This window comes from Streptococcus mitis SK597, assembly GCF_000148545.1.
GTDB lineage: Bacteria > Bacillota > Bacilli > Lactobacillales > Streptococcaceae > Streptococcus > Streptococcus mitis_C.
The window spans coordinates 15355-35625 of sequence record NZ_AEDV01000027.1; the positions used below are offsets into that span (position 1 = coordinate 15355).

16 protein-coding genes and 1 pseudogene are annotated in these 20271 nt (G+C 38.2%); all 17 read left to right on the plus strand.

Features of this window, described 5'->3' with window-relative positions; genetic code table 11:
- Positions 1-23: 23 nt before the first annotated feature.
- Positions 24-2663, plus strand: a complete 2640-nt coding sequence (locus SMSK597_RS06005; protein WP_000463017.1) for a phage tail tip lysozyme — start codon at positions 24-26, stop codon at positions 2661-2663.
- Between the two features lie 19 nt (positions 2664-2682).
- Positions 2683-3327 (plus strand): hypothetical protein, encoded by a 645-nt coding sequence (locus SMSK597_RS06010; protein WP_000781850.1) that lies wholly within the window; start codon positions 2683-2685, stop codon positions 3325-3327.
- The gene (locus tag SMSK597_RS06015) at positions 3324-3596 is read left to right on the plus strand and encodes a hypothetical protein (RefSeq protein WP_000163601.1); all 273 of its coding nucleotides are present in this window, start codon (positions 3324-3326) and stop codon (positions 3594-3596) included. Before SMSK597_RS06010 ends, SMSK597_RS06015 begins: the two co-directional genes overlap by 4 nt.
- On the plus strand, positions 3550-4389 hold the full coding sequence (locus SMSK597_RS06020; protein WP_000286090.1) for a hypothetical protein: 840 nt from the start codon (positions 3550-3552) through the stop codon (positions 4387-4389). The genes SMSK597_RS06015 and SMSK597_RS06020 overlap by 47 nt, the downstream gene beginning before the upstream one ends.
- 12 nt (positions 4390-4401) lie before the next feature.
- A pseudogene (locus SMSK597_RS06025) lies at positions 4402-4921 on the plus strand (DUF3801 domain-containing protein).
- Positions 4918-6717: a VirD4-like conjugal transfer protein, CD1115 family gene (locus tag SMSK597_RS06030; protein ID WP_000619818.1), complete on the plus strand. Its 1800-nt coding sequence runs from the start codon at positions 4918-4920 to the stop codon at positions 6715-6717. The pseudogene SMSK597_RS06025 and the gene SMSK597_RS06030 overlap by 4 nt, the downstream one beginning before the upstream one ends.
- 20 nt (positions 6718-6737) lie before the next feature.
- The gene (locus SMSK597_RS06035) at positions 6738-7001 is read left to right on the plus strand and encodes a hypothetical protein (RefSeq protein WP_000449747.1); all 264 of its coding nucleotides are present in this window, start codon (positions 6738-6740) and stop codon (positions 6999-7001) included.
- Positions 6992-11791, plus strand: a complete 4800-nt coding sequence (locus SMSK597_RS06040) for a PBECR4 domain-containing protein (protein ID WP_004237671.1) — start codon at positions 6992-6994, stop codon at positions 11789-11791. Before SMSK597_RS06035 ends, SMSK597_RS06040 begins: the two co-directional genes overlap by 10 nt.
- Positions 11792-11839: 48 nt before the next feature.
- Complete coding sequence (locus SMSK597_RS06045) at positions 11840-12256, plus strand: hypothetical protein (protein ID WP_000180612.1); 417 nt, start codon at positions 11840-11842, stop codon at positions 12254-12256.
- A gap of 216 nt (positions 12257-12472) precedes the next feature.
- Complete coding sequence (locus tag SMSK597_RS06050) at positions 12473-12865, plus strand: plasmid mobilization protein (protein ID WP_025169670.1); 393 nt, start codon at positions 12473-12475, stop codon at positions 12863-12865.
- Positions 12859-14493 (plus strand): relaxase/mobilization nuclease domain-containing protein, encoded by a 1635-nt coding sequence (locus tag SMSK597_RS06055; RefSeq protein WP_000260300.1) that lies wholly within the window; start codon positions 12859-12861, stop codon positions 14491-14493. Before SMSK597_RS06050 ends, SMSK597_RS06055 begins: the two co-directional genes overlap by 7 nt.
- Before the next feature lie 207 nt (positions 14494-14700).
- Positions 14701-15507: a ParA family protein gene (locus SMSK597_RS06060; protein ID WP_000692237.1), complete on the plus strand. Its 807-nt coding sequence runs from the start codon at positions 14701-14703 to the stop codon at positions 15505-15507.
- 52 nt (positions 15508-15559) lie between these two features.
- Positions 15560-15781, plus strand: a complete 222-nt coding sequence (locus SMSK597_RS06065) for a hypothetical protein (RefSeq protein WP_004237679.1) — start codon at positions 15560-15562, stop codon at positions 15779-15781.
- A 64-nt stretch (positions 15782-15845) separates the two neighbouring features.
- Positions 15846-16622, plus strand: a complete 777-nt coding sequence (locus SMSK597_RS06070) for a Fic family protein (protein ID WP_000364301.1) — start codon at positions 15846-15848, stop codon at positions 16620-16622.
- 368 nt (positions 16623-16990) lie between these two features.
- Complete coding sequence (locus SMSK597_RS06075; protein ID WP_000808489.1) at positions 16991-18313, plus strand: ISLre2 family transposase; 1323 nt, start codon at positions 16991-16993, stop codon at positions 18311-18313.
- A 529-nt stretch (positions 18314-18842) separates the two neighbouring features.
- A complete protein-coding gene (pyrF, locus tag SMSK597_RS06080; protein ID WP_001206752.1) occupies positions 18843-19544 on the plus strand; it encodes an orotidine-5'-phosphate decarboxylase in 702 nt (233 codons plus the stop codon).
- A gap of 33 nt (positions 19545-19577) precedes the next feature.
- The gene (gene pyrE / locus SMSK597_RS06085) at positions 19578-20210 is read left to right on the plus strand and encodes an orotate phosphoribosyltransferase (RefSeq protein WP_000170900.1); all 633 of its coding nucleotides are present in this window, start codon (positions 19578-19580) and stop codon (positions 20208-20210) included.
- The last annotated feature ends 61 nt before the right edge of the window (positions 20211-20271 follow it).

A 20271-nucleotide genomic window follows, 5' to 3' on the forward strand; every position in this document is an offset into this window, starting at 1 on the left:
AATAGAAAGAGAGGTGATTTCTTTTGTTTGAAAGTGATCCCAAACAATTAAAACAGGAGCGCAAGAGGAGAATCAAAGAAGGATCATACCTCAATAATAAAAAAACTCCTAAAGAAGCACGTTTAGACTCAAGAGTTGCATTTAAAGAAGCTAAGAAGAATTATCGCTTAGCGAACAAAGATTATAAACTACACAAAGGACCTCAAGCAACAGCTAGAGGTCTTTTCTTTAAGCAACAACGTGATCGAGCAAAGTTGGAAAAACAAATTGCAACAACGCTCTATAAACGAGCTAAAAAGGCTGATGACAGTTATATCCCTAACCGACTGAAGAAACGTGCAAAACAAAGCGCCCGAATGAACGCGAGACACGACGTTGAGAAGATAGTCAGAGATAATGAGATTCTTGGAGACTGGGTTCAGGCGAGGCAAAACATTCGTCAATTTAAGTATCAGGTAAACGCCTCTAAAAAAGCGTTAAATGCTGTAGGAAAATTATCCAAGTATTCAATCAATCACAGCTATGGACAGCTCAATAAAAGCTATAATTTCATCAGAGGGCGAGGGTATACTCGAACACCTAGAGAGTTCTCCTGGGAAGGAAAACTCAGCAAAAAGATGAAACAGGCCAGAAAACGACTTGCACGTTCAAAGTTTGGGAAGGTGTCAAGAGGGACAGGGAAGGTTTTGAAGGTTGCGACAAAGCCCCTGCGTTCGATCTTATCCAATCCTTTAGCAGTCAAGTCTTATTTCTTGATGTTTCTTATCTTTGCCGTTCTAGGGATATTTATGGCAGTTTTTGGAGGAAGTGGCCCTGTCCAACAAAATGAATTTGATTTGAACAAGTCCTGGCTCCAAATCAGTAAACGAGATCGAGAGAAGTCAAATGATAAGGTAGACTATTGGACAAACATCGATGACATGATCTTTTTCATGAACTTTCGCTACGGTAGTGAGTGGAAACCAGAAAGCAACTGGAATGAGGGAACTGGCGGTGAATGGGCTGGGACGTTAGGTTTTAATCACTATTCTGATGCCTTGAATGATCTTTGGAATCATTTGAATGATGACCCTCATAACTTGAAAAAGATGGTTGACTTATATGGTTCCTCATCAGATCTAAAGTGGGCTAAGTTGAGTGATAGTGAGCTAGAAGAGTATAAAGAGCTAGAGGAGTTGACTAAAGAAGTTGGTCGATACCCATCTTATCAAGAATTAGCTAACCCCTTTTACCAGGAGGATGACCCTTCTTATCAAGCTCCTCTAGTTATCCTGAAGCGGTTTGGTTATACCTCTAAGAGTGAAATCTATGAGAAAACGCAACTAAAAGCTTCAACAGGGCAAGCTATAAGAGCTCCTCTTGAGGGTAAAGTCAGTGTGACAGATGATACGACTGTATCAATCAAAACAGATAAAGCTATCTTTACTTATGAAGATGTAGGAAATATCCGTGTTTCTGACGGTGTTCAGGTCAAAGCTGGAGATGAAGTTGGTAAGGTAACGTCAAATGGTTACCAGGTAATTCAGTATCAAAAATTGGAGGAAAAAGAGACAAAGGATAAGAAAGAAAAGTGGACATCAGTCAATCCAGGCTTTTACTTTCAATCTGTCACGTACAATCAGACAACCTCAGTCATTACTACACTTGATGGTGATTTAGGACAAAAATCACGAGCGATAAAAGACTACTTGAAGCAAAAGGTACCAGAGCTGACAGATAATGGTTTGGCAGCTATGCTTGGTAACTTTGCGACTGAAAGCAATATCAATCCTAAACGTGCTGAAGGAGATTATCTTAGTCCACCAGTAGGGGCTGATTCTTCTTCTTCCTGGGATGATGAATCCTGGTTAGCTATAGGAGGACCAGCGATCTATAACGGAAGATACCCAAATATTCTTCGACGAGGTTTAGGATTGGGACAGTGGACAGATACAGCGGATGGCTCCACGAGACATACTTTATTATTAAACTATGCAAAATCTAAGAATAAGAAATGGTATGATTTGGAACTGCAGCTGGAGTTTATGTTGGAAGGGGATACTCCTTACTATATCACAGGACTAACTTCAATTCTAACTAGTACAGAGGATGTAGAGACGCTTACAGAGCGTTTCTTGGTTAACTGGGAAGGGAATTCTGGAGACAAGGTCCTAGAGCGCCAAAATAATGCTAAGCAGATCCACGCTTTTCTCACTCAACAAGTTCGAGGAGGTGGAGAGTTAGCTTCTTCCTGGAATTTCCCTGCAGAGTATCAGTCAAAAGTGGAACACCCTCCTACACAAGCTTCCATGACGACACAACAAGGAAGTGGCTATCCAGTTGGCCAATGTACTTGGTATGCCTATAACCGTTTAGTAGAACTAGGAACGATTACGGACTTATCTGGATCTTATGGTTACCTTGGCAATGGTCAGGATTGGGTAACAAGCCTAGTCGCAAAAGGATGGCGATATAGTACGTCGCCAACGAAAGGTGCCGTTGTATCAGTTCTAGGTGGATTTGGTGGGGCACCAGGGGAATACGGTCATGTTGCGATTGTGGAAGCTGTGAACCCAGACGGTTCATTCCTCGTTTCGGAATGTAATATCCAAGGTGTACAGGATAAGGTCCATTTTCGTGTCCTCTATCCAGCTTACTACTATACATTTGCGACACCAAATTAAAAAAGAAAGAAGGTAAATTATGAAAATGATAGATATGGAGAAATTGAAACTCCTTAAAATAGGAGGAATCCTCATAGGAGTTGTGTTAGTTCTAGGATTCGTATTCTGGATTGGTGCAGCAACCTCAGCGCAAAAGAAAGCTAAACAGGAAGCTGAAACCACGCAACAAGAAACCAAAGCAGAGGGGAGCGAACTAACTCAAGAATATGTGAAGGAATTTTTGACAGCTTATTTCAATAAGCAAGATCTTGGAGAAAATAGAAATCGCTATTTGCCCTATATGACAGAAGCTGCCTACAATCAGGAAGTGAATTCTGAGGAAGAACCATCGGTACAAACCTATAAGGGCTATGTAGTGGACACGCAGCTGAAGTCTTCTACCATCTACATCGATCAGGAAAATAATGTTGTCTTAGCTCAAGTGAGATACACTCAGACACAGTTGCAGAAGAAGTATGATTATACAAACGCCCAAACAAACGTAGGATCTTCAAGAACTATACGGATTCGCTTCAGCAAGCAAGCTGGGAAATACCTGGTCAATCATATTGATCCTATTTTGATTGTAGACAGCCTGAGCGCAAGCGAAAAGGCGAGTATTCCATCATTAAATAAACCAAGCACTAACCAAACACAAAGTACAGAAGGGAAAAAGGAACAATGACAAAATTAGAAACGTTGGAAAAACAAAAACAGAAAGCGGAAGACCGCTTAGCTGACTATATGACCAAGGCCAAGAAGGAAGAAGATAAACTGAAGGAGCTAGAAACTCAAATCATCCTGGCCAAACATGAGGAACGATCAAACTACTTGGCCAAACATAATTTAACCTGGGCTGATATTGAAACAGCTCTTGCTGAAGGAAAATTGAAAGGAGCTGAAAAACATGTACCGTTTAACCAATCTGACACAAAACACGACCACAACGTATAAAAATCGGGACCTTGTGTATCAAGCGCTGGAGCGAGAAAATGCTAAGGTTAAACACCAGGAGGCAGAGGCCGTTTTATTGGTAGAGGAACTGGATAAAAAGAATGTAGTGGTGTACCAAGAAGATGTCTATTTACCGTTTGAGGGGATCGCAGATAGCCTCTTCCTGAAGCCTGGTACGGTGAATAACAAGGAGGCTTCCGCAAAAGAAGCAAAAACATCTCTCTTTAAGCGCCAGACTAAAACAAAACGTGGAGCACAGATTCCTGAAGAAAAAGTAGAAGTTCCTTCCTTGAAACATGAAACTCCCAAACCTCCAACCTCTTCTAAACACTCTTTTTGGGTGTATTTAGGAAGAGTTCTGGTGTTGTTTGGTCTAGTAGGAAGTCTGACACTTGCTGGCTCATCAATTATGCTAGTATTTCATCAAGAAAAACAACTCTCGGCCGTATCCAAGGAACTTTCTGATTTAAAAACCATTCAGTCAAAAACAGGGGAACTAGATGCTTTTTCACGTTACTTTTTGCCAGCCCTTTACTCTGATAAAGGGAAAATGGCTGATTTCGTAGCTCCTCAATTAACGATAGATAGACAAGCAGGCCAACTGCAGTCTGTGATTTTGGAGTCTAGCTTGATGGTCGATGAAGCAACTTATCAGCTAACCTATGTAGTAGCCGTGAAAGACGGTGAGAACAGAAGTCAGAAACGCTTGGTAGTTACTGTGAAGGAAGAACCTTCAGCGCCTTATGGATTCCAGGTTATTGCGAAGCCAGAACTATCCAATTATCCAAAATAAAGGAGGTCTTATATGGATCAAGAAAAAGTCAGTCATTCTCTGGCGTTAAAAGGAAAAGTTACCCTGGAGATGACGATACAAGCTCTGTATGCCCTCGCAAAAGCCCATTATGACAAGAAACAACACAAGGTATCAAATCGAACATTTGAAGGGGAGACACGTTTTAATGACTTTATGGCCACAAAATCAAAAAAAGATGTCGAGAAGTTATTAAATAGTGAAGTTCACTTGGCAAAGTTGAAGCATTACCTGGAGGAGTATAAGGTGGGTTTTACTTATCATCAAAAAGATGGTGCAACCTATCTCTTCTTTGAAAACAAAAAATCGTCCCCTGGTAGAAAAGGCTCTCAAAGATATGCTGGCAGACATCACGAAAAGCCCAGAAAAATTGGAAGAGTTTGCGAAAAAGGTGCTGAAGAAACCACATGAAATGACTCCTGAAGACAAAATCAATTACTATAAGACAAATAAGGTCTATAAAGGAACGATGCCAGTAGTTACGAAGGAGATTGGAAAGGAGAAGACACGATGATTAGAAAACCTATATGGCCCTACCTGGTGGTGGGGCTATTTTCATTTGTTATTTTCCAGTCCTTTTACCATTACTACCAACTTTCGACTGCAGCAGTACCTTTCATGGGAATGTTGCGGCTTCGTTGGTTGCTAGAACACTGGAAACGCTTCTCTTTTGGTGTTTTCTTTGATTCAGGAGCCTTATATGCAGGGTTGATTGGATTTGGTCTCCCAATGCTTGTATATACTTCTATCGATAAGAATTTATATCGTCAGGGAGAAGAACAAGGTAGTGCTCGTTTCGCGACTTTGAAGGAAATGAGACGGTTTGAAGACGTTGATTTTGAGAAGAATATGATTTTTTCAAAACAGGTCAAAATGGGACTATTTAATTTTCGCTTAGCCTATAATGTCCAGCTTAATAAAAATGTGATTGTCATTGGTCTTCCAGGAGACGGTAAAACCTTTACTTTTGTATTGCCAAATTTAATGCAGATGAACTCAAATTTTGTTGTGACAGATCCTAAAGGAAACCTGGTACACGAAGTTGGGAAGATGCTTGAGAAAGCTGGCTATGCTGTTAAAATCTTTGATTTGATTCGACTCAAGAATTCAGATCGGTTTAATCCTTTTCATTACATGAAGTCTGAGCTAGATATTGATCGTATCTCTGAAGCAATTACTGAGGGAACGAAGAAGAGTGAGCATACTGGAGAGGACTTCTGGGTTCAAGCAGAGTTGATGCTGCAACGTGCATTGATTGGTTATCTCTATTTTGACTCTAAGGATCCTGAAACTGGAGTCCAGTTATATATGCCAAACCTGGGGCACGTTGCGGATCTATTAAGAAATATGTATAGAGAGGATCCAGATGTACCAAGCCCTGTTGAGCAAATGTTTGAAGAATTGAACGAACATCAACCCAACAACTATGCTTATAAACAGTGGAAATTATTCCAAAACTTCAGAGGCGAGACAAGAAACAGTGTGGTAGCGATTTTGTCTTCTCGCTATTCTATCTTCGATCATGAAGATGTACGAAACTTGATCAGTGAGGATACCATGGAAATGGATACCTGGAATACGAAAAAGACAGCCGTTTTTATTGCTATTCCTGAAACCAATAACGCCTTTAATTTTCTTTCCTCAATCTTGTTTGCGATTGGATTTGAGGTTCTCACACATAAGGCTGATGATATCCTGCAAGGGAAAGTACCTGGCTACAGTAGAAAAAATCTTCGCCACATTCAGTTTATCTTCGATGAGTTTGCACAAATTGGTCGTATTCCAAACTTCGCCCAGGTTCTCTCTTCTATTCGTAGTCGTGAGATGTCTATTAAGATTATCATTCAAGCTGTCAATCAGCTAGAATCACTTTATAAAAGTGATTGGAAGACCATCTTTAATAACTGTGCTACTCACCTATTTTTAGGGACAAATGACAAGGATACGATGGAATACTATTCTACAAGGTCAGGTAAGCAGACTATACGTACTCGATCCACCTCAAAATCGCATAGTTATCGGAATGGATCATCAAGTGAAAATAAACAAATTCAAGGTCGTTCACTTCTAACTCCAGATGAAGTCGCAAGAATTGGGGTAGAAGAAGGATTGGTCTTTATTTCTAAACAAAATGTCTTCAGAGATAAAAAAGCAAGTGTCTATGATCATCCTAGAAAAGATGAGATTGCAAGTTCTCCTGAAGACAAAGAAAACTGGTACGAATATACTCGAAAAGGGACAGATACCGATGGCTTGCTTCTATATGCCAACGATTTGACTCCGCAGCTAAAAGAGTTATTCGTGGCCTAACATACAGAAAGGATAGTAGGATGGAAACACCAAAAATACAATTAGGATATCTGGAGAGTATCTCACAAGTTTTAGCACTAAAGCCAGAAAATTTAACTATAGAACGTTATGCTATTTGGCAGCTATTCAAACAGACAGATGAGGAGACTTTCTATCAATTAGCTCATCATCTTTTTGTGACAACGAATCAGGAAGACTCATTAGTTGTTAGTAAACTAGATGCAACTCCTGAAGGATATCGTTTATTCAAGGAATTGGTCGAGGAGGAAACAGGATGGTTTTAACAAAAGCACAGGCAAAATCGCTGGATATTTTAGAAGTAGCTCGTAGTCTCGGAATGGAAATGAAGAGAAAGTCACACCGAGAGTATTATTGGGCCGAACACGACTCGTTTAAGATTGATACTGTGAAGAATACCTGGCATTGGTATTCTCAAAACATCTTTGGTGATACCATCAATCTCGTGCAACAAATGCGAAATGTCAGCTATAAGGAAGCCATGGTATTCTTAGAGACAGGATCCTTTCCTGAAGCAAAACCCGTAGAGGAAGAGCGAAAACCTTTCAACTATACATTAGCACCTTACGAACAACCATTTGTAGAGGCTAGAACCTATCTCAAGGAGATTAGAGGTCTCTCTGATGATACAATCGACTTCTTCCTGGAGAAGGGGGTATTAGCCCAAGCTAAACGTAAGGATAAAGATGGTGTTATAGAAGATGTCTTGGTTTTTAAATACTTAGATAGAAATCAGCAACTGGTAGGTGCGAGCCTTCAGGGACTTGTTCCTGATCAAGAACGTCATCCTGGTAAGGGATACTTGAAACAAATTATGTATCAATCAGAATCTATCAGTGGTTTAAACGTTTCTATAGGCTCTCCTAAGCGTTTAATTGTGGCAGAGGCACCAATTGATTTGATGAGCTATTATGAGCTTTATAAGGGCGAATTAAACGATGTTAGACTAGTTGCGATGGAAGGATTGAAAGAGGGAGTATTATCCCACTATGTTCTTGAAATATTACAGGAGCGAGGGGAACTTGCGATGGATGAAAGGGATTATACCAAGTCTAGTGAACTAACACGTACATCTAGATTTTTATCTGTTGCAGCAGAAATCTCTACACTTTTCCACGATCACAAATACGATGATCTCATCACGCTGGCAGTTGATCGTGATAAAGCAGGTACAGATTTTATCACCAAACTACGGGAGAAGAAAATTCCAGTTGTCGATGCAAGACCACCAAAACGTGAAGGTCAGGAGAAGACAGACTGGAATGAAATCCTGAAGCAGGAAAAACATCCTCTAGATAATCAAGAGTCTATTGCTAATACAGAGGAGAATGCTGGAAGAATGATGAGCTATGAAGAGGTAAAACGGGAAAACGAAGCATTAACTAAGAAATTAAATAATCGGGTTCAATCTGGAGAATTATCAATCGAATTTGCACCAGATTTCTATCTGTATGATGTCTTTGCGAAGTTAGGAAATAGCCATCCTACAAAATATCTCAATGATAAGCGAATGGAAGTGCTGTACCCCATTCACTCTCTTTTGACTTCTATTGATAATCAAACGATTGATTTATACAAGAAAAAAGGGACTCCTGAGCAGGATTCCTTGTATCAAGCATTGAAACCTCATCAGAGAATTCTGGGAGTAGATATTTCAACTCAGTTTATTGGTGAACTTGCTATAGCAGCCTACAATACTAACAAGCAGATAGAGAGCCTTTCTAGTGACAGTTTTGGCGTCTATTTTGGTGAAAGAACCCTTGATAATTTATCACAATCGGTTGGGCAAATGCTAGAGTATCCATTGATTGAATCTGGGACAATAGACTTTGCCTATGGTTTTGTGATAACACCAAATACATTGTTCCACTATCTGGAAGAGCAAGAGGGAGAAGTGGTTTTAAATCATGAATTGTTGGATAACTTAATGTCACGTCTTGATACTCAGTCCATTAAGATAATAGAGGCTTCAGAAGAAAAAGAAAAGTCCCTTGATAATTATCAAGAGACTAACACTGGGGGCGAACTATTGAATCGCAATTCCAGTTCTTTAGGAGTAGAAACTCCAGGGACAGCACCGCAGCCCGTTGAGAAAAATTCTCAACCTGATTTTCCTGCCAATGTTCGTCTTCATTTTACCATCGATGAGGATCGAATGTCAAATAAAAAATTCAGGAAAAACATGCGGACGTTAAATTTATATGCAAACGCAATGAGGGACTCGGCTCAATGGTATCTAAAAGAAATGTCAGGGACAAGTATCCATTATGTTTATAGGAATCCAGAAGAAAAGCAATTCCAAATTCTAAATGTTAAATTTGACAAGAAAAATTGGATGCACTTAACTGGAGTAACACCTGTATATAATGAGTGGGTAGAACATTTGTCTGAGTCATTCGTTGAAGATGTTGCAGCTGGAAGAGGGCATTTCAAAGATTTAAAATTTGCGAATGGAATGTCGGATAAACTAAAAGTTTTGAACTTATTACCTGAGGTGATAGAGTCAGACTCCTTTGTGTTTAACGATCTTTCATCTGTAAAGAAATTTAATAATCTGGATCTTTCAAAAGCAATTAGACCAGAAGATACTGATTTGTTATTGTTATTCAAAGAAAAGGAATTTACTCATGTCCCTGCATCTTTAATGAGAGTGAAGGGGGATTTAAGTAAACAACTGGAAGATATAGATACTGGCACAATTCTCGGTGTCTATAGAGAAAGAGATGGCCAGATTGAACAGCTATCGATTAATGATGAATATGTTAAAGATGGTGGAGAGGAAATGCTATCTGTCTTGAGAAATAAGCAGTATGAAGAGGTTCCTAAAGAATCTGAACAAACAACTTCAGTAAATACTATAGATAAAACTTCACTTGATTCAGTAACTTTTACTCAAGTTTTGGATACTGTCTATAATTTAGGTGTTCCAAATGACATCTCAAAAACTCCAGAAGAATTTCATAAAGCCTGGGATCAATACCTTGATTATGCTAAGAAATACAATGATAAATTTGATCTGATTGTTGCAGCTGCTGGAGAAGATCATCTCCTAGATATAAATACAGATTTCTATAAAGAATGGCAACAAGATCATATCTATAAGGAAAACTACCATGTACGCCTTCAATGGTCTGAGGAGCGACCAGAAGGCCCTATATTACCCTTTAAAGAAACAGAACTGATATCTTATCAAGATTTTGCTAGGGAGCTATATAAGGCCAACCAGAGCTTCTATCAGTTACATCAGGAAGGGCTAAAACAAGTGACTGGTGGTCACCCAGAAGGCTACATCTCTCCAACTAAGATTCAGTTTAGTATCTACGCTCCCGATGGTGAACTGATCCAGGATAGCATTCGTTACAATATCGGTGAGGAGATTAACCCAATCGCTCATAAAGAAAGACTTGGAACACGAGAAATGAGAGAACACCCAGAATTGATGAAGATAGATGGGACCATATTCACTCAGTATCATCTGGAGAGATTGGCGAGTGAGTTAGATATTTCTCAGTTTAGTTACGCTTTGGAAGATACTCTTTACGCAGAACAACTTTTATCTCAAGTACCTTACGGAGTGTTAGAAAATAGTCCGATTGGTTTTTCGGATAGTAGTCATGATAGTCGTCTTGGATTTATCTCCTTTGATGGAATGGATAGTGTTGAGGTCGAAAATCTATCTGCTTGGTTTGAGAAGTTGGGAGTTAAGGATTCTCCGTTGGAACAAGTAGCTCTTGTAGAAAAATGGCAAAAAGAAATCAAAAGTTTATCAGAAAAAGTTGAACAAACGATCACCACAGTTCGAGAAGAATTTGAGAAATCACAAGAGGAAGAAATCAAACTAGAAGAACAAGCCCACAACAAACAGGAGTTGAAACGTGATGCGGATGCTGACGGTGTTTCTGATGAGGAGGAGTTGCTTCAGGGAACGAATCCGTATGATTTTAGATCGAAACCAGGTTCTAAATCAGAGGTCGATGAGAGTCTACAAGCGGAAGAAATTGTTTTAGCAGCTAGCAGTATTGCAGTCGCAGATTTTATTCAAAATAAAGATATGGCAGGATTAAGTCGTCATCTCAAAGAAGGAATTAAGGAGTTTCTGGACTCAGATAAGTACAAAGACTATCTAACGAAAATGAGCTATCTAAATAATTATTCTAATCGCAACTTACGCTTAATTCTTGCACAAAATCCTGAAGCAAGCCAAGTAGCTTCTTTCAAACAGTGGAAAGAAAACTTTGGCCGCTATGTAAAAAAAGGTGAGAAGGCTTTACGTATTTTTAAACCTATGACGAAAATCAAAAAGGATGAGAACAATCAACCAATATTGGATAAAAATGGGAAACCAGAAACAGTTACATTCTTTGGTTTAGTGCCAGTTTTTGATGTTAGTCAGACAGAAGGAAAGGAGATGCCAAAAGCTGCAGAAGTGAAAGAACAGCTGACTGATTTGGACTATGCAAATCTTTACCGTGCCCTAATGGCTATTGCAAAAGAAAATGATGTATCGGTTCGATTTGAAGAGATGGAAAATAATAAACATGGATATTATTCTGTCCCAGAAAATCAAATTGTTTTACGTAGTAATGAGATGAACAAGGCTCAAATTATTAAAACTTTCTTACATGAGATGGCTCATGCAGAGTTGCATCATGCAGATAATCCTCAAAAAGAAAATCTAACTAGAAGCACAGCTGAACTTCAGGCTGAAAGTGTCGCTTATGTTGTTTCTTCATACTATGGTATTGATACGTCAGAGTACTCCTTTAACTATTTATCTGGGTGGTCTACTGATAAGGAGACACTTGCTGATTTAGAAGCACAGTTGGATATTGTCCAACAAGAAGCTAAAAGTTTAATGGTTCGGATGGATCAAGCATTGGAACAATTAAGATTGAGTCAGGAGAAACAAACGAAGCGCGGTTTTGAACAAAAACTGGAGAAGTTTAAAGATCAGGGCAAGCAAGCTGTCGAAGAACACAAGCAGGAGTTGAAAGCAGATGCACAATCAAAAAAGAGAAGGGTTTCTCGAAATGACCGAACGGGACACCCCAAATAAACCCAAGGTCAAATTAAAAACAAATCATCATCAAGGAGGACAACACTCATGACCAATGAACAAGAAGAACAACTTATCATCATCCTCTCAGACTTTATTCCAATCATGGATGGAGACAGAGTTCAAGGGGTATCGCCAAACGCTAAAGACTTGACTCGCCAAAAAGTTCTGGAGCAACTAGAGGAAGAACAGTCTCAACTACCTGAAGGAGATCCTGCTCTTTTGGAGTGGGAAGAAGAAAATATTGAGCTACTCAAGATGATCACAGATGAAGAATTTCAAGCTGTACTCACTGAAAAAATCTTACTGACAGAAATACAAATTGGGCAGTCTATTTTCCAGCCTCTAACTACTCAACAACTTTCTGTCCTAGCTGAAAAGTTGCAAGGTAAGAAAGAAAAAAGTGTAGAAAATAGTGATAAGCAATCATCTATTTTCAAAAACATCTTCAGTTGGTTGCGATAAATTGTTAGAGGTTGTACTCCAAAAGATATAGGAAAGGGGCTTGGGGATTTCCCCAAAACTGAGAAAATCAAGAAGGAAAACTACAAGGTTCTCCTTCTCTGATTTTTTTAAATTTCGCAAATGGATATCCATTTGCTACGCTTGCCGGAAGGAAGTCAGGGGCTGATGCCTGCCCAGAAAATGCCAGAAATTCTGAGAGAAAGAGGAGAAAGAATAATGCAGAAACGAGAAAATAGGAAACGCTATATACAAAAATTGATACGACTAACACCAGAGGAGGATCGTCAAATTAAAACGGCGATGGCCCAAATGGGAGTTCCATCTTTTCAATACTATGCGAAGAATCAACTGGTGCAAGGAAAAGTCGTGCAAATTGATTTTTCTGAATTGAAAGACCTTCGAGTTGCCATCAATCGAGTGGGAACGAACATCAACCAAATTGCCAAACATGCCAATGAAAATCAAGGGGTTACGACAGAGGAAGTGGCACAAGTTATTGACTATCTATCTGAGTTGAAAGAGATGGTAGCTGCCAAACTTTCTAGCGCAGAAAAACAGAGTCTACAGGAACGGAAACGAACGGTAAGGAGTGATATAGAAGAATGGTAGTTATTAAATCTCCAACTCAAATTAAAACACCAGCTAATTTGAAGAGAGCTGTTAATTATATTCTGAATGAAGCGAAAACTCTTGTATCAGGAACTGCAGAAAGTGATCTTGATTTTCCTCTTGTCTATCATAACGGTGAGCTTCAAATGAAGCTAGTATCTGGCAATGGGATTTCAGATTATAGCGTAGCAGATGAAGAAATGGTCATGACAAAATTGGCTGCAGCCTTTAAAAAAGGAGATGATGACTTGAAAGAATTATCTTCAGGAAAACAAGTATTGGCTCATCACATTATCCAGTCTTTTTCTCCAGATGATAACTTGACCCCTGAGCAAATTCATGAAATTGGCCGCCAAACGATGTTAGAATTGACAGGTGGAAATTATGAGTTTGTGATTGCAACACACACGGATAAAGATCATCTTCATAATCACATCATACTCAATACCACCAATACCTCAACGCTCAAGAAATTTCGCTGGGAAAAGAAAACCCTGAAAAATTTGAGAGCCATTTCGGACAAACATGCGGCACGGTATGGCGCTAAAATTATTGAGCCTACTATGAAAAATTCTTATACAAAGTATTCTGCTTGGCGGAGACAAAATAATTATCGGTTTGAAATCAAGGAACGTCTTGATTTTCTTCTGAAGCACTCTCTTTCGTTGGAAGATTTTAAACATAAAGCAGCTGCACTTGATCTTCAGGTTGATTTCTCTGGTAAATTTGTTAAGTATAAATTACTTGATCAGCCTCAACAAAGAAATGTCCGAGATGATACATTATCGAAGAAAGGACTCTATTCTCTTGAAAAAATAAAAGAGAGAATTTCTAAGAATCAGTTAGTTTTTGATGTGGAGGAATTGAAAGAACAATATCAAGAATCAAAAGAAAAAACGGCAAATGATTTTGAATTGAAATTGGAAGTTGAATCCTGGCAGGTCGAGCAAGAAAGCAAGCAAGGCATTTACGTGCAGATGGATATGGGAGCTTTAAATAGTGGTACCATTTTAATACCTTCTCATAAAGTTGATAAAAATGAGGATGGAAATTATACCATCTATATCAAAGAGAAAGACTATTTTTATTTTCTCAATCCTGATCAATCTCAAAAAAATAGATACATGATGGGCTTGACTGTCGCAAGGCAATTAGCCAAACAAAATGGAGAAACACTTGTAACTAAAAACGCTCAAATTTCCTCTATGCGTGAACTGATTAAGGAATATAATTTCTTAGTCGAGCACGGCGTGACAGATGGAACACAATTTCAACATTTGGAGGAGCGCTTTAATGAAAAGATAGAGGCTACCCAGGAGGAATTAAGACAGCTAGATGAGCGACTTGGACGTTATCATAAAATTGAAGGAGCACTTTTAACCATCCAGCAATCTCCAGAAAATAGTCTTGCGGCGGTACAACTATTGGATGATTTAGGAGTTCCAAAAGATATGGGACTGGAAGATGTCAGTCAACTGATCAAACAATTCCAAATTGAAAAAGGAGCCTTACAAGAATTCTTTGACGATACTCTAAAACATTACACAGATTATAGAGATATTAAGGATCATTTGCGTAGTCGTGAAGAGAAAGTTGACCGACGATTTGAGGATGAAAAAGTCTTGTAGAAGTTTCTGATGTTTTCAATCTAGTCATGATTTCCGTACAGAGAGAACAGTTCTCTTTACATTTGGGGAGATAACCTTTTCTAGGAATTGCTGGCGAAAGGGAAGGAGAAACTTCATTGCGAAATAATCATAAATATAATTATAAACATGTTGACAAATATAATTATAATGGTATAATGGAAGTATAGAAAAACAGGAGGATATCAAATGAAGATTATCACATTTGCCGCTATCAAAGGTGGTGTTGGGAAAACAACTTTAACTTTTAATTATGGGGAATGGTTGGCTAAGAAAGGTCATAAGATTCTCTTTATAGATTTAGACCATCAGTGTAATTTGACTCAGTGCTACAATATTTACGAAAGTAAGAATACGATTGCGAATGCCTTCAAAGGAGGCGACGTGGATATTAAGCAAGTTAAGGAAAATATCAGTCTAATCCCAGGTTCGGTTCAACTTGACTCGGTGGAACGAGATCTAGAGAACAGCGATAAGAAAAATATGCTACTTTATCTTTGGCTAGAGGATAACTACGAAAAGAAGAAGTTGGATCAATTTGACTATATCTTGATTGATTGTAGACCGGATTTTGCGACAGCTACTAAAAATGCTGTTGCGGTTAGTCACGCTATTATTAGTCCCTTGACTCCTTCAGAGTTTGGTTATAATGCTAAATTCAATCTATCAACTCGATTAGAAGCTTTCAGGAAGGATGTAATCGATTATCGTACCAGAGAGTCCTACATTACTGCTGAGTTATATTTTCTAGCAAATATGATTCGACTAAACTATGGATCATCAAGAGAATTACTGGAAGCCCTTGGACTTGAAGCCAAAGAAAAGGGAACAGACAACCTTCTAGGGATTGTACCAGCAAAAGAGCTATTCAATCATTCCACGATTGATAAGGTCTCTATTGCAGATATGAAGGAGAATCCTGATCTTTATCAAAAACATAAAAAGTTTTTTATGGAGTTAGAGGAGACTTTTTCAAGAATTTATGATACAATATAATTATATTTATAAACACAAATACGATTATAAATATAATTATAAGGAGATTATGATGGCATTTACACCGAAAGAAAAAGAAATTTCACAGATTATTGAAGCAACTCATCAACCTGAACAGCTTCCAGATATAGATAGTTTTGAAAGTTTTGAACGTAAGAAGCAATTCCAGTTTACTTTGAAGCCAAGTAATCGGAAAAAGTTAGATCAAGTTGCAAAAGCAGCTGGTGCAAAGTCTGCATCAGATTATCTTGATAAATTAATCGAGAAATTATAGTTATGGATATATTTATAACTATAAACATATCCATAACTACAACTGCTTACTACAAGGAGAAATAATGGATTTAATTACAAGGCTCTTAGCAGAGAGAGAAGGAAAAGTACATGGTGGTATTTATGATATTACACAGAAACGCTTTGCTTATAATTCTAACCGAATTGAAGGAAGTCGTCTGACAGAAGAGCAGACTAGCTTAATTTATGAGACAAAGACGATCGCAAATATTGATGCAAAAGGAATCAAAATTGATGATTTGGTAGAAATGAATAATCATTTTAAATGTTTTGATTATATCTTAGATACCGTTAACGAGCCACTGACAGAGGACTATATTAAAACACTGCATCGTATTCTAAAAAGTGGAACAAGTTCTGAGCATAACCCGGTAGCTCCAGTTGGTCGTTATAAAGTACTGCAAAATGAGGTAGGAAAAATTGCGACAGCTTCTGTTGAACAGACTGAAGATGAGATGCTTTCTTTACTGATTGGCTATGATTTGAAAAAACAAAAAGATTTGAATTACTTAACAAGCTTTCATGCACAATTTGAAAGGATTCATCCTTTCGCAGATGGTAATGGTCGAATAGGTCGATTGCTCTTGTATAAACAATGCTTAAAAGAAGGGCTTACCCCCTTTATTGTGGACGATACGAATAAGGCAACTTATTATTCAGCACTTGAATCCTTTCAGGTTCACGATAACAGACAGCCATTATTTGATTATTTCCAATCTGAGCAACTTTTTTATATGAATTATCTTAAAAATAAAGGATTTGAAGGAGCTATCAATGATGAGAAAGAGGGAGACTTCATAAAAAAGTCAGATAAATTCTAAGAAAAGGTGCAACAGTTTAATCTAAGAGGAGAAAGTCATCCCTGGAAAAACAGTTATATTTATAAATATAATTACAAACATAAATATAACTACAATTATAAAATCTGTTATATTAGTTGTGAGATGATGATTCTGACAACTGTCCTGAGCCTGGTTCTTATATCAGGCTTTTATTTTTACCTTGAAATAGAAACAGTTGAACTTCTGATACTCAATTAAATCACTTTAGTATTTTTCAATAAGAAATAGGGCGTTGATTTTAATTTAAAGAAAGAGCCTATTTTATTCTTGGAACAAAAATAAATTTGAAGACTTGTTTTAAAAATCATACAATTTTCATAAGAATTGAAAGGGAAATGAAAAATTGTATGAAACAATTTGATGAATTGAGATTTAGTAGTCAGGAACAAGAAAAGACAAAACAAAATTTTTTACAGCATATTGCACAGTATGATGAGTCGATAAGCTCTAGTATGAGATCTAAAGGATATCGTTGTAAAAATCAGTCTGAACGTACAGTAGCTTTTACATTTGGAGAAGTGACCTTTTCTAGAAAACGTTGGTATAAGAATGGTGAATGTAGAATACCAGTTGATGAAATGTTAGGCTTAGAAAAGAATGTACGTCATTCACAGGAACTATTGTATCAAGCTGCGGTTCTAGCTACAAAACTACCCTATCGTCAGGTAGGAGAGACAATTGAGATGGTCTATAATGTAACTGTCACTAAAGATACCGTCAATAAGGTTGTTAAATTAGCCAATCAATTACTGGAAGAAAAGGATGATTATCGATTTTTTAAAGAAGAGAAGAAGATTGAAAAAATTAAAGCAGATATCATCTACATAGAGGGAGATGGTGTATATGTGAAAACATCTGAAGATGGTTCTGAAAAAAGGAATATGGATTTATCACATTTTGTAGTTCATACAGGATCAAAACAGATTAGTTCGAATCGTTTTGAGCTAGAAAATAAAAAAGAGCTTATCCGATTGGATAATCGCTCAGCTCGTAGAGAATTGTTGGATTTATTGGAAAATGAATATGAAATTACAAACGAGACCATACTAGTTACTAATTCTGACTGTGGCAAGGGCTATACTCCACATGTATTTACTGAAATTGCTAAATCATTTAATGTTAAGAGGCATGAGCATTTTTGGGACGAATATCACTTGAACAAAGAAATCAAAGAATTTACAAAGTCTTATCCGAGAGAGTTGAGAGAAGACTTATTTCAAGCTATTAGAGAGCATGATAAGAAATTATTAAGGCGTTCACTAGATACTATAGAATCTTTGGTTAGTAGTGAAGAAGGACAAGAAAAATTTGAATATTATTCGAGTAGATTAATTAGAAATTTTCAGTATACGAAACCAGCGGAGATGAGAGGACTTCCAAAGTCAGGTATTGGGATTATGGAGAGCCAGCATAGAAAAATAACGTATAGAATGAAGCATAGAGGGATGTATTGGACAAGTGAAGGTGGGATAGCCGTAGCGAATATGATATTGTTAGAGCGTGAAGGACAATTAAGAGATTTATTTTTTGGAGAATGGAAGGAGGACTATGATAAGTATACGTCATTGGATCATATCAGTGCGGATAGTGTTCGTCCTAAAAATGAGTCTAAAGATTATAAACTCCCCCGTTTACATGAAAGTATAGAAAAGATATTTAAGATGAAATAATATCAGTGCTAATTTCAATGAAAAACAAATATAAATAAGCAAAAATTTCTAGAGAGATTTGGGCTTTTTTGGCGTGGAATAATTGACATTCATCCTGATTCTGGTATAATAGAGATATAAAAAACAACGAAAAAAAGGAGTTGGAAATGAGCCTCCAACTCCGCAGAGTAACACAAATCACACTTGTATTACTCAGTCAACTAAAATGATAGCATAAGAAAAAATCATTGTCAAGGGCTGAGCATACAAAAATGTTTAGCCCTTTCGTGCATCTGCATATGTTTATATGGAATTTTGAAGTTTCTCAAAAATCGCGACACATACGTTGCCATGTTTTTACTTGACAAGTGCTAGTAGAAATAATAGAATAGTAAAAAACCTTTAAAGCAGTCCAGAGAGGCAGCTAAGGTTAGACGGTGAAAGGGTGGAGACTACCCATTTTTCGTGGAACCTTGCTGTTGGCAGGTTCCTTTTTTCGTGGCTTCTGTTGGCCAGACTCTCTCACTAGCAAAGGTAAAAGGAGAAACCTATGCGAGAACATCGTCCAGTCATTGCTCTTGATTTTCCTAGTTTTAAGGCGGTCAAGGAATTTTTAGCTCTTTTTCCAGAGGAAGAAAGCCTTTATCTAAAGGTAGGGATGGAGCTTTATTACGCAACGGGGCCTGAGATTGTGTCTTACTTGAAAGATCTGGGGCACAGTGTCTTTTTGGATCTCAAGCTGCATGACATTCCTAATACAGTCAAGTCAGCCATGAAGGTCCTGTCTCAGCTTGGTGTGGATATGACCAATGTTCATGCTGCTGGAGGTGTAGAGATGATGAAGGCTGCGCGTGAAGGTCTTGGAAGTAAGGCCAAATTGATTGCTGTCACTCAGCTAACATCAACCTCAGAAGCTCAGATGCAGGAGTTTCAAAATATCCAAACAAGTCTGCAAGAGTCTGTGATCCACTATGCCAAGAAGACAGCTGAAGCGGGATTAGATGGTGTTGTTTGCTCGGCTCAGGAAGTGCAACTCATCAAGCAGGCCACTAATCCAGATTTTATCTGTCTAACACCGGGCATTCGTCCTCAGGGAGCTGCTGTTGGAGACCAAAAACGCGTCATGACACCTGCTGATGCCTATCAAATCGGTAGTGACTATATCGTAGTGGGACGTCCCATTACCCAAGCTGAGGATCCTGTTGCAGCTTATCATGCTATCAAAGATGAATGGACACAGGACTGGAATTAAAGAACTAGATTAGAAAAATAAAAGGAGAATACCATGACACTTGCTAAAGATATCGCTAGCCACCTCTTGAAAATTCAAGCCGTTTACCTCAAACCAGAGGAACCTTTCACTTGGGCATCTGGTATCAAGTCGCCGATTTACACTGATAATCGTGTGACCCTTGCCTATCCAGAAACTCGTACTCTCATTGAAAATGGTTTTGTAGATGCTATCAAAGAAGCCTTTCCTGAGGTTGAGGTGATTGCAGGAACTGCGACAGCTGGGATTCCACACGGAGCCATCATTGCTGACAAGATGAATCTGCCATTTGGCTATATTCGTAGCAAACCAAAAGACCACGGAGCTGGTAACCAAATCGAAGGCCGTGTAGCTCAAGGTCAAAAAATGGTAGTGGTCGAAGATCTTATTTCAACAGGTGGTTCTGTTCTTGAAGCAGTATCAGCAGCCAAGCGAGAAGGAGCAGATGTTCTTGGAGTTGTAGCGATTTTCAGCTACCAATTGCCAAAAGCAGATAAGAACTTCTCAGATGCTGGTGTTAAGCTGTTAACACTTTCTAACTACAGTGAACTCATTCACCTAGCTCAAGAAGAAGGTTACATCACACCAGAAGGCTTAGATCTCCTAAAACGATTTAAAGAAGACCAAGAAAATTGGCAAAATGCCTAAAACATAGAAAATCAGGTAGTCATTAGGATTACCTGATTTCTTTTTGTGATGTTATTGGATG

Excerpts from the sequence above, each read along its gene's own strand:
- SMSK597_RS06020 (WP_000286090.1), top strand. The coding sequence starts at position 3,550 with ATGTACCGTTTAACCAATCTGACACAAAACACGACCACAACGTATAAA.
- SMSK597_RS06050 (WP_025169670.1), top strand. The coding sequence starts at position 12,473 with ATGCAGAAACGAGAAAATAGGAAACGCTATATACAAAAATTGATACGA.
- SMSK597_RS06075 (WP_000808489.1), top strand. The coding sequence starts at position 16,991 with ATGAAACAATTTGATGAATTGAGATTTAGTAGTCAGGAACAAGAAAAG.
- SMSK597_RS06055 (WP_000260300.1), top strand. The coding sequence starts at position 12,859 with ATGGTAGTTATTAAATCTCCAACTCAAATTAAAACACCAGCTAATTTG.
- SMSK597_RS06045 (WP_000180612.1), top strand. The coding sequence starts at position 11,840 with ATGACCAATGAACAAGAAGAACAACTTATCATCATCCTCTCAGACTTT.
- SMSK597_RS06035 (WP_000449747.1), top strand. The coding sequence starts at position 6,738 with ATGGAAACACCAAAAATACAATTAGGATATCTGGAGAGTATCTCACAA.
- SMSK597_RS06065 (WP_004237679.1), top strand. The coding sequence starts at position 15,560 with ATGGCATTTACACCGAAAGAAAAAGAAATTTCACAGATTATTGAAGCA.
- SMSK597_RS06040 (WP_004237671.1), top strand. The coding sequence starts at position 6,992 with ATGGTTTTAACAAAAGCACAGGCAAAATCGCTGGATATTTTAGAAGTA.
- pyrE (WP_000170900.1), top strand. The coding sequence starts at position 19,578 with ATGACACTTGCTAAAGATATCGCTAGCCACCTCTTGAAAATTCAAGCC.
- SMSK597_RS06015 (WP_000163601.1), top strand. The coding sequence starts at position 3,324 with ATGACAAAATTAGAAACGTTGGAAAAACAAAAACAGAAAGCGGAAGAC.
- SMSK597_RS06030 (WP_000619818.1), top strand. The coding sequence starts at position 4,918 with ATGATTAGAAAACCTATATGGCCCTACCTGGTGGTGGGGCTATTTTCA.
- SMSK597_RS06060 (WP_000692237.1), top strand. The coding sequence starts at position 14,701 with ATGAAGATTATCACATTTGCCGCTATCAAAGGTGGTGTTGGGAAAACA.
- pyrF (WP_001206752.1), top strand. The coding sequence starts at position 18,843 with ATGCGAGAACATCGTCCAGTCATTGCTCTTGATTTTCCTAGTTTTAAG.
- SMSK597_RS06010 (WP_000781850.1), top strand. The coding sequence starts at position 2,683 with ATGAAAATGATAGATATGGAGAAATTGAAACTCCTTAAAATAGGAGGA.
- SMSK597_RS06070 (WP_000364301.1), top strand. The coding sequence starts at position 15,846 with ATGGATTTAATTACAAGGCTCTTAGCAGAGAGAGAAGGAAAAGTACAT.